This window comes from Crocosphaera sp. Alani8 (assembly GCF_038442745.1).
GTDB lineage: Bacteria > Cyanobacteriota > Cyanobacteriia > Cyanobacteriales > Microcystaceae > Crocosphaera.
In genome coordinates this window covers 1-11,082 of record NZ_JARVCN010000084.1, presented here as the reverse complement: position 1 = coordinate 11,082, position 11,082 = coordinate 1, and the positions used below count along the sequence as shown (strand labels likewise).

The 11,082-nt window shown below is 42.2% G+C and carries 1 protein-coding gene; it reads left to right on the top strand.

Annotation, left to right across the window (positions count from 1 at the left end; genetic code table 11):
• Window positions 1-63 precede the first annotated feature (63 nt).
• Window positions 64-11,082, top strand: an 11,019-nt coding sequence (locus tag P9B04_RS06285) for a LamG-like jellyroll fold domain-containing protein (RefSeq protein ID WP_342054144.1), incomplete at its 3' end; no start/stop codon positions are given.

Sequence of the window (11,082 nt, the reverse complement as noted above, 5' to 3'; positions counted from 1 at the left end):
ATCTTTGTCCCCTAACTTTCGGCGAGTCCCCCCAGACTTTTTGAGAAGCTTCTAAGGGTGTTTGTGGAAGCGTTTTTATGGGTAGGGGTTCGTGTCTTTGGTATTGAAAAGACATTGTACGAGGAACGGGAAAGGTTTGTGGATGAACTCCTCTTATCCTTTGACTATAGTTGTCCCGAACCAGAGGAAGTTGATATTGCCCAGTTAGAAGACGGTTTATTGACCCTGCGTTATCTTCCTAGGAATCAGACGGAACAATCGGATGATACTGGGGTAGAGTACGAAGTTTCTATTTTAGACGAAGACATTGTTGATAGTAGTGGAGAGGTCGTTTTTGCTGCCGGAGACTATATCGAAGTCACCAGTGGTAGTAACTTGGAACACTTTGCTTTAGCAGATGTTGACACCATCCAAGCAACAGGAACCAGCGAAGTAGATGTCTATGAAATTAAGGGGTTAACTGGTACTGACATCGATATTAACTTAGCAACCGGCGACGGTAGCGATCTGGTACAGATCACCGAAACCCAAGGAGATGTCACCATTACTGGTGGTGCCGGTAATGACATGATCTTCCTCACCAATGTTAACGGGGATGTGTTGGTACAAGGTGATGGAGGTAACGACAGTATTGAGGTGAACTACCAAAGCGTTACTTACAGTAGTGGTAAGGGCAATATTACCCTAGAAGGGGGCAACGATGACGATAACTTAATGTTGATAGGGGGAGATAACGATCGCACCCGTATCATCAGAGGTGGGGATGGTATGGACTTCATCATAGGTGGTGAGGGAGATGACGAGATCTATGGAGACGCAGACGAAGACTTGATCAACGCGGGAGAAGGTAACGACACTGTTTCCGGTGGTAGCGAAGATGATCAAATTTTAGGAGGAGAAGGAGATGATAGCTTACAAGGTGATGAGGGAGAAGATGTCATCTTTGGGGAAGCTGGTGACGATACTATTGAAGGTGGGGCAGATAACGACTATTTAGTAGGTGGGTTAGACAGCGATAGCGTCCAAGGAGAGGCAGGAGAAGACACCTTACAGTGGTCTATTGGGGATGGTGTAGACAGCTACCTAGATGGGGGAGAAGGGGCTGATACAGGCAATTTCCAGGGCTATACCAGGGATACTCAAGGTCTGGTGGTAGATAGTGCTTCGGTGGATATTGTTACTGTTTCTGCTAGTGGGGATAAGGTAGTTGTGGACTGGGATGGGGACAGCTTAACCCTAGAAAATACCGTTGAATCTTTAGGTGTGGATCTCGGCAAAGGTAGCGATGATATTACTTTCAACGATCTGCAAAATACGAATCTGACTTCTGTAGAGTTGGCCGCCGGTTCAGATCGTGCCATCGTCTCAGAAGAGTTACCGGTTCTCGATGAAAACGGCAATACTCAAACCTATACTCAAGAAACCACCACTACTATCAAAGAATGGGTTGATACTGCGCATATTGGGGAGATAGAAGACCCTTTTGTTGTTTTAGAAGAAAGCGGAGAACAAAGTCTGATCTTAAAAGAAGTTACTTATGCAGCCGGGGAAACCATCCAAGAAGTCTTTGATGTGGTGACTAAAACCGTTGATACTGCCAGCGATCGCATTACTATTATTGGGGGTGATACTACGGATGAATTAATATTAACTTCTGATCAAGATGAAGACGGAGAAACAGGGAAAAACATCTCTATTTTAACCCTGACACAAAATAATCAAATTAGCTTCCAATTACAAGAGTTAGGTAGTAGCAACGATATCATTATTATCGATGCCAATGATGGAAATGACACTATTAATGCCAGCAGTATTCAATCTGATGATTTCATAATCGATAATCTCAGACTATTAGGAAATAGTGGGGATGATGAAATATTTGGTAGTCAGCAGTCTGAGGTTATTATTGGTGGACTGGGAGCAGATAAAATCACAGGTAATGAAGGAGTAGATATCTTTAGTCATGAGGAACATCCAGAAGTAGATGACGGTAGTATTGATACTTTAATTGAAACCAGTGATCTCAGTTTCAAAGTTACTGATACTCAGTTATATGTAGGTACATTAAACTTAAATGCAGAAGGCATTCCTGTTAGTTTGGGTACGGGAGAATTAGAAAGTATTTATAACAATTTTATCCTCTTCGATACTGTACAACTTTACGGCGACGATAGTAATAGTAATACCTTCTGGGTAGAAGATTCTACCCAACGCATTGAGTTAGATGGGAAAGAACAAGGGGATGTTTATTATATTGCCATGAATGATAATAACCCTCGGGTTGATGGTGGTGTCTTTATTTATGATAGTGGGGCAACAGGTAATGATTTAGTGATTATTGATGGACAAGACAATGTTGATGATGTCTTCCAGTTTGATGTGGATCAAACCTTGGGTGGTTATGTAGAATATCAAGTTTTAAGCGATGCTTTTGATGGGTTCCAGTCATTAAATGTAGATGCTTTACTGGAAAATGTTGAAGCAGACAGCGATGCAGGAACGAATAGTGAAGCACGAAGCATTAATAATACAGGAAATAATAATCCTAGAGTATATTATGACTCTGCTGAGAGCATTCAAGTATATGGAGGGAGCGGCAATGACCTCTTTATTATGGATGATACTAACGCCGTAATAGATGTCTATGGAGAAGAAGGAGATGATCAATTTTTCATTGGTAATGTGTTAGGAACAGACGAAAGAGATGGGATTACTTATGTTACAGAAATAACCAATGGTGTGAGTTTTGAAGGGCGTTTTCATGGAGGGGCAGACAATGACTACTTTGAAGTTAATCATAATATTGCTGAAATTTTCTTAAATGGAGACAGTGGGGACGATATTTTCTATCTGAAAGCACATTTAGAAATAAGTGGTGAAGAACTTGATATTTCTCAGATAAACGTTTCAGCAGGAAATGAAGACAGCGAAGACGAAAGTAATGCTTTATTTAGTTACGTTGAAAACGAGAAAGTTAATATAGATGGGGGAACTGGTTTTGATAGTTTAGTTGTAGCAGGAACAGCTATCGATGATGATTTTTATATCTATACAGAAATCGAAAATAATAGCCAAGTGCAACGACTTTATGGGGCAGGTTTAAATGTAGAAAATATCGAAAATGTAGAAAGACTAATCTTAATTACAGGGGCGGGAGATGACACTATTTATGTGTATGGTGTTCTTAATGGACAACAAATTCTAGTTAATACAGGTAGCGGTGAAGATAACATTTTTGTTGGGGGAGAACAAAAATCATTTGAAATTAATTTACCCGACTCTAATGAACCTATCTTATTAGAAATGCCTGCAAATAATGACCTATCTCAGTTACAAGGTTTGGTACAATTAGACGGTTCATCTGATGGAGATACAATCACATTTAATCATACTATTAGTGATAATCAAGGAAGCATTTCCAATTTATTTGAAGGGTTATTAAAAAGCGATGAAGAAGACAACTATCAAACTGTACAAGGATTTGGTATTGTTACCAGTGAAACCCAAGGTTTAAATTATCGAGGTTTTGAAAAAGTTAATATTACCCTAGGTGATGCAGCGAATATTATTACCATCGAAGATAGCGATATAGAACTAGAAATTGATGGTGGGGAAGTTGTTGAGGAATCTGGTGGAGAAGATGAGGATAAAATCATCTTTGAACAGTCAGAAAAAATTACTGCGATCGCCTCTACTTTAGCAACTAATCCTGAGAATAATAAAGGTGCAATTATCAATAATTTTGGAGCGATCGCCAATGTTACCTTTAACAACTTTGAAGAAGCAGAATTACGTTTTGGGGAAGGAGATGACGAAATAGAATTAGACTTAAACACAGAAGATTTACAGCTTGATATTCAACTCAACGACGGAGAAGACCAAGTTACAGTCAAGGAAATTGGTGATATTGCAAACAGCCAAAACCCCTCAACCAATATTCAAGGATTAGAAGATAATGACACAGTTATTGTTAACCTAGAAGGCAGTCCAAACCAAGAAAAATATCAACACTTCCTAGAGAACTTAGCCATCAATGCAGAGACACTAATCATTGATAATAGTAACAATAATCAAAGCGTAAATTGGCAAGTAGAAGATAACCGTTTATCAGCCGATAACGTTGAATTAATTAAACTCGAAGGAGTAGATAAAGTTGATATACAAACAGGAACTGGTACTAATAATACCTTAACCGTCACCGAAACCAGTAACCAAGCAGATGTCACCCTAGATGATGATAGCGTCACCCTAGAAACAGGGGCCAATGTTTTAAGTAGTAATGGTTCCGAAAACTACACCTATTTTGAAAACGTTATTAGTGAAATTTCTCCAGTGCTTGCCAACGTCGTCTATTTAGACGGAGAAAACGATTATGTACAATTTACCAGTGGAGATGGAGGATTTGGAGATTTTAGTACAAATAATTTCACCATTGAACTCTGGTTTAAAACCACTGCATCATCAGGAACCTTACTCGGCGCCGAAAGCCAAACAGCAGACTTCTGGAAACTTTATATTGAGGATGGTTTAGCCAAATTTAATTTTGAGACTGGTGGTAACAATCCCAACCCTGCCAGTTCTGCTACATTGGTCAATGATGGACAATGGCATCATCTAGCAGCCGTTCGCACAGGCACGAAAACAGGTATCCTCTATCTCGATGGGTTAGCTGTGGGAGAAGTCAGTACCAGCAATAATTTAATTGGTATTGATATCTCTTCCGACGTTTATTTAGGAAGCTTTGGCGGAAATAGCGAGTATTTTGCCGGAGAAATAGCAGACGTTCGCTTATGGAATACTGCCCGCAGTCAAACAGAAATTATAGAAAACCTGGATCAACCACTGCAAGGGAATGAAGGGAACTTAGTCAGTTATTGGACATTTGATGACACCAATAATGTCAGCGATGTCACTGGGAATGGTAATACTGGAACGCTTCAAGGAGCAACATTACGTTCCTACTCAGAAGATGGGTTTACTTTGTCAAATGATAGTAATACCTATACCTTGGCCTTAGAAAATAATGGAGTCTTTGATCTTGATACTTTAGACTTAGCCATTTTATCAGGAAGTGAAACTATTACCTTTATAGGAGAGAAACTCAATAAAGAGCCCCTAGAAACAACCGTTACAGTAGATAGTCAAAGCTTAGAAACCTTTGGGGACGAAACCGTTAACCCTGTCTTTGCCGACTTCAAACAATTAGTCTCTGTGAGTTGGACATCCGGAACCACCCAAGTAGATAACATAGTTGCACGAGAAGTATTCCCAGAAATACCTACCGTTACCCTCTCTCAAGATGGGTTTACAGGAAGCCTGTATGATAACATCGATGACATTCCTGAAAACGAATTTAACCCCAATAGTAGTGATGAGGATATAAGGTTCCCCAATTTTGGCGACTTAAGTCCCATTTCCACCGCTACCTTTAACAGTATTAATCAAACCAGCACTTCTGGTGGTTTTAGTTTCTTCCCCAGTAGCGAGAGTATTCCCACTAATAATTTTGCGGCACAATGGACAGGGACTTTAAACGTTACCAGTCCCGATCTACAACCAGTCAAAGTTACCTTCTATCTCACCAGCGATGATGGTTCACGATTAATTCTTGACGGCGATCCCAACTTTACCTTAGATCATGGTGGCACTCATGGGTTTACAGAAAAATCCCAAACCTTCGACCTCACCCCAGGAGAACACGACATTGAAGTAGACTTTTTTGAAAAAGTAGGAGCAGCCGGGATTAAACTGGAATACGAAATCGATGGTTATCAGTCGAGACAGTTATTAGCCATTACCCCTGAAACAACTCCCGATTTTTACTTGAATGGGACTTCCATCACCATTGACACCGATGCTCAGACCATTAACGGGGTATCAGGGACAGAAGGACTATTTACCACCGAGTTGATCGAAAACGATAAGATTGTTCAATTCCGTTTTGCCGGGAACTTAGTCATTCCTGAGAATACAACTATTACAGGAACCGGGAGCAAAGGGATCTCCCTCTACGCTGGTAACGATGTCATTGTAGGAGAAAACGTCACCTTTGATGTTTCTGCCGATGGTCAAACAGCTGTTGCTGGTGGTGGTGCCGGTGGTGATGGGGGCAGTACAGGTTCCAGTACCAGCGGAGGCAGTGACGGTGCTAACGGTAACGATGGGGATACCAGCCGTACTTCTGCTTCTTTCCAAACTGGAGATACAGGTGCCGGTGGTAGGGGACAAGAGGGTAATTCTAATAGTGATGATGGTGATAACGGTGGTTCAGGTGGAGGTTCTGCCGCTGGTGGTGGCGGCGGTGGTGGTGGCGGTAAAGCAGACGGAGGACAAACTAATGACGCTGGTGATGGCGGCGGCGGTGGTGGTGGCGGTGGTGTCGGTGGTGCCGGTGGAGCCGGTGGTGCCGGTGGTGCCGGTGGAGGTGCCTTGGAAATCCTTGCTCAAGGAAACATTATTACCAGTTCTTCAACCGTGCTAGATGCAAAAGGTGACAATGGGGTTAATGGGAACAATGGTAGGGGTGGCAGTATCGGTGGTTCTGGTGGTCTTGGTAGTGTCAGTGAAAATAAAGGAGGCAATGGTGGTAATGGTGGTCGTGGCGGTGACGGTGGTCCTGGTGCTCCTGGCGGTGATGGTGCTGGCGGTGCTGGCGGTACTATCAAGCTCTACGGTTCGGTGCTTGATGCCGATAACGCCAGGGTTGACACTTCTGGAGGAACTGGTGCGGAAACCGGAGGGAATGGTCGTCTCATTTTAGGGGGTAATACAGTCACAGTCAGTGATAACCAACTAGCAGGAACCCCCAATAGCGTTACTAATGCCAATCAAGAAACCTTCGACGGGGTAAGAGAAAGCAATCCCTTTATTACTGGAGGTGGTGTTAGTGATACACCGTTGATCGCTAATTTAATCGGTGGTTCGGAAATTTATGGACTCTTAAATCCTTCTCTTTATGGCACAACGAATAACTTCCCCAGTTTCTTTAATACAACAAATCAACCTATTCCTACCGATGCAGTAGCGGCAGTGTATCGCTTAGACTTGGGACCTACAGGTTACACAGATGACTATTTCGATGTGGATAGTAATGTTGACTTCGATATGGTGCTATTTATGAACCTATCGGAACAGAGTTTACTTAACCCTCAACTTGGTATAGATCTCGATCAAACTAATACTACTTTCCTCAACCCTTTCTTAACTGGTGGTTGGTCACAAGATCCTATTTTCGGTGGTGATGGGGATCTTACTCTCTCTTCCCTCGCATCTGGGGCAGTTTGGGCAACTTTAATACCCAGTGATGACGATCTATATATCAATGCTTCCGTTAACGGGCCAACCAATAACCTCGCCGGTGTGAACCTGGTTGATCAACAGTTTGCCTTTATCACCGATAACTCTCAATCTGTTTCTAGTAACGACTTGACGGGTATTACTAATGTTGTCCTCAGTCCCGATGGAAATCACCTCTATGGCATCAATACGGAACAAAATGCTTTAGTTGTCATTAATGCCGATGATCTCTCTCAACGTCAATTATTCACCGATGAAGTGGATGCTATTGGTGGTTTAGAGGGTGTGAGTGCTATTTCTATCAGTGATGATGGTAACTACGTTTATGTCGCTAGTAACGAGGATCAGGTTATTTCTGTATTCAGTCGCAACAGCAACAACGGTGATCTAACCCTCTTAGATGAAACACCCATTACTTCTGGCAACCTTGATGATCTCGAAGTAACCAGCGATCGCCTCTATGTTAATGGTAATGCCACTGCTTCGGTTCGTATTGCAGGAGAAGGCTTAAACGCCAGCTTATACGTTACCGGTGGCACTATTGATAGCTTTGACGATCTTGATGGGGTAACTCCTATTTCCACCCAAGTAATGACTTCTATCAATCAACCTAATGATAGTAATTCGACCAATGACAGCTTTACTGACTTGGATGTATCTGTTGCTCCTAGTAACGATTTTGCCATTATTTGGGAGGGTGCGATCGATGTTATTAACCCCACGTCTGATAGTGATGTAACGGTGACGTTCTCTTTGGGGAGTGATGATGGCTCGATCCTCTATATTGATGGGGTAGAAGTTTTAAATCATGATGGTATTCATGGATTTACGAGAAAAACCAGTACGGTTAGTCTGACTCCGGGAACCCATGATATTCGAGTTCAATACTTTGAACGGGGTGGAGGTGCTGGTATCGATCTCGATTATCAACTTTCTGGACAGTCTCGACAACAGTTAACCACTGCCTCAGAAAGCTTCACAGAGAGCGGTATTTTAGCCTTTGGACGGAATAATACAGGAGTCTTGGAGACCCCCGCATTAGCTTACAGTAATGCAGACATAACTCGTTTTACCCTCAGTGCTGATGAAACCTTAATCTATGCAGCCACCAGTGATAATGATTTGATCGTGATCAATGCCAGCAATCTTAGCGAGATTCAAACAATTACTGGGGTAAATAAAGGATTAATCGGTGTTACGGATCTGATTGTTAGTGATGACGATCGCTTTATTTATTTATTGAGCGAAGATAGCGGTACTCTGGCAGTCTATGAACGCAACGGAACTCAATTAGATGATACTCCTATTCAATTATTACAAGATGGAGTAGATGGGATTAAAGGGTTAGCCAGTGCAACCAGTTTGACTATGGCTCAATCTGGGGATAAAGAATATATTTATGTTACCAGTGCCGTAGAATCTAGTTTGACCGTATTTGAGACGGATACTGCCACCGGAGAACTCACCTTTGTACAAATATTACGCAGTTTACCTGGTTTAGACTTCTCTAGCGATGTGGTGAGCGATGGAAATCAAGTTTATGTGGCTTCTCAGGATGGTTTTGCCCTAGATCCTGGAGGTATAGCCGCTTTCACCATCAATGATACAGCTAATCTCCAACCAGAACAGTTAAACATCACTTTCAATAATATTGAACAGTTAACCGTCAATACCGGTTCTCAAGGAGATTATATCAATCAAATTAATCCTGCCGATGTCAATACCCTAAACCTCAATACAGGTGGAGGAAGCGATGTTGTTGAACTAGAAGCGATCGCTAATACAACCACCACCACTATCGATACAGCAGATGGCAACGACATTATCACCGTCACCAATAATAATGATGATAATGTTACTTTGAATGTAGATAGTGGCAACGATGATGATACTGTTACCCTAAACCAGGTACAAGGAACCATCAATGTTACTAGCAGCAACGGCAGCAATGAAGTGACATTACAGGATGTGGGTGGAAATGTTACCGTAACTGGTGGAACAGGAAACGATGAAGTTGCGGTTAATAACAGTGTCATGAATAACTTAACTGTTGATACAGACAATGGTGATGATACCGTCGAGTTATTGGAAGTAACTATTGACAATACTGCTTCCCTGACAACTGATGATGGTGATGATACCGTTACCCTAGTTAATGTCATCGGACTCGATACCGTTGACACTGGAGAAGATCCAGATACTGTTACTGTTTCAGGGGTTAATAATAATGGTGAGACAACTACTATTAATACTGGAAACAAAGCTGATGAAGTTACCCTGCGATCGAGTGCTACCGTGGTTAATAACGTGACGGTGAATACTCAAGGCAACACGGATACCATCTTCCTACAAAGTGCTAACGCAGAAGATAAAATTACAGTTCATGGGGGAGGGAATGATGATACCTTCCAAGTGACAGGACAAAATATTGTCAATGGTGCAGATATTATCCTAAATGGAGATACCCACATTAATGGAGATACCCTTAACTTTAATGCGGGTAGTGGCACTATTTTAGCCTTCGACGACAAGGGTAGTCCGGTTGCTGATAATACTCCTACTCCCACTGATGGACAGGTAAAAGTGGATGGTAAGGGACTGATTGAATACAAAAATATGGAATCTATCCCAGGGTTTGATGCTACTTTTGCAACCATCTCTAGTGCTTTAACTATCGACGAAGGGGATAACGTTACCTTCATCGGAGACGCTACCCCTGGTAGCACCTCTGGAACCGCTACAATTACCATTGCATCTGCGGTTTGGCTTTTAACCATTGGGGACACAACTCAATCTATCCCCGTTACCCTCCCCACAGCGAATAACGATGGTAGCGTTGATATTAGCACATCAGTTGACTGGGATACCTTATCCAGTCTTGGAGTGAGTAACGACGGGGTTTATCTGCTTACCCTAGAAGTTACAGATACTGTAGGAACTGTGGCCACTGATTCCACAACTCTTACTGTCAATAATGTCGATCCCGAACTTGATATTAGTCAGCCGCTTAACGATTCGAGCTTTGATGAAGGGGAAAATATCCAATTCCAAGCCACTGTTAGCGATCCCAGTTCCGATACTTTAACCTATAGTTGGAACTTTGGAGACGGGACTATTTTAAATAATGTTCTGCAACCCCTTCATACTTACGAAGATGATGGCGAATATACTGTTACCTTCACCGTGAGTGATGATGATGTAACAGTTACTGAAACCATTGACCGACTAATCATCAATAATGTTGCTCCTACTGCTACCATCGATAACATCAGCACTCCCCAAGAGGAAGGCACTGATATTACAGTGACAGCAAGTGCCACAGATGTGACAGGAGACAACAATAACCTAACCTATTCCTACGAAGTATTTAAGGAGGGTAATGATACTGCCTTTGCTAATGAGTCAGGAGTCAATCAAACCAACTTCACCTTCACCCCTGATGATAACGGTAGTTACCGAATACAACTAACTGTCGATGATCGAGAAGGTGGTAGCATCACCATCAATGAAACCATCACCGTTGAAAATGTTGCTCCCACTGCCACCATTGATAATATCAGCACTCCTCGACTAGAAAATACCCCCATTACAGTGACAGCAAGTGCTAACGATATTGCAGCAGACAAAGATAACCTAACCTACTCCTACCGAGTGTTTAAGGATGATGATGCTGATGAGTTTGCTAGTAGTGGGGATAATGAGGATAATACCTTTACTTTCACCCCTGATAATCTGGCGTGGGGACACGAATACCTGAAAGCCTTACCAGATGACGAAAAGAGCCAA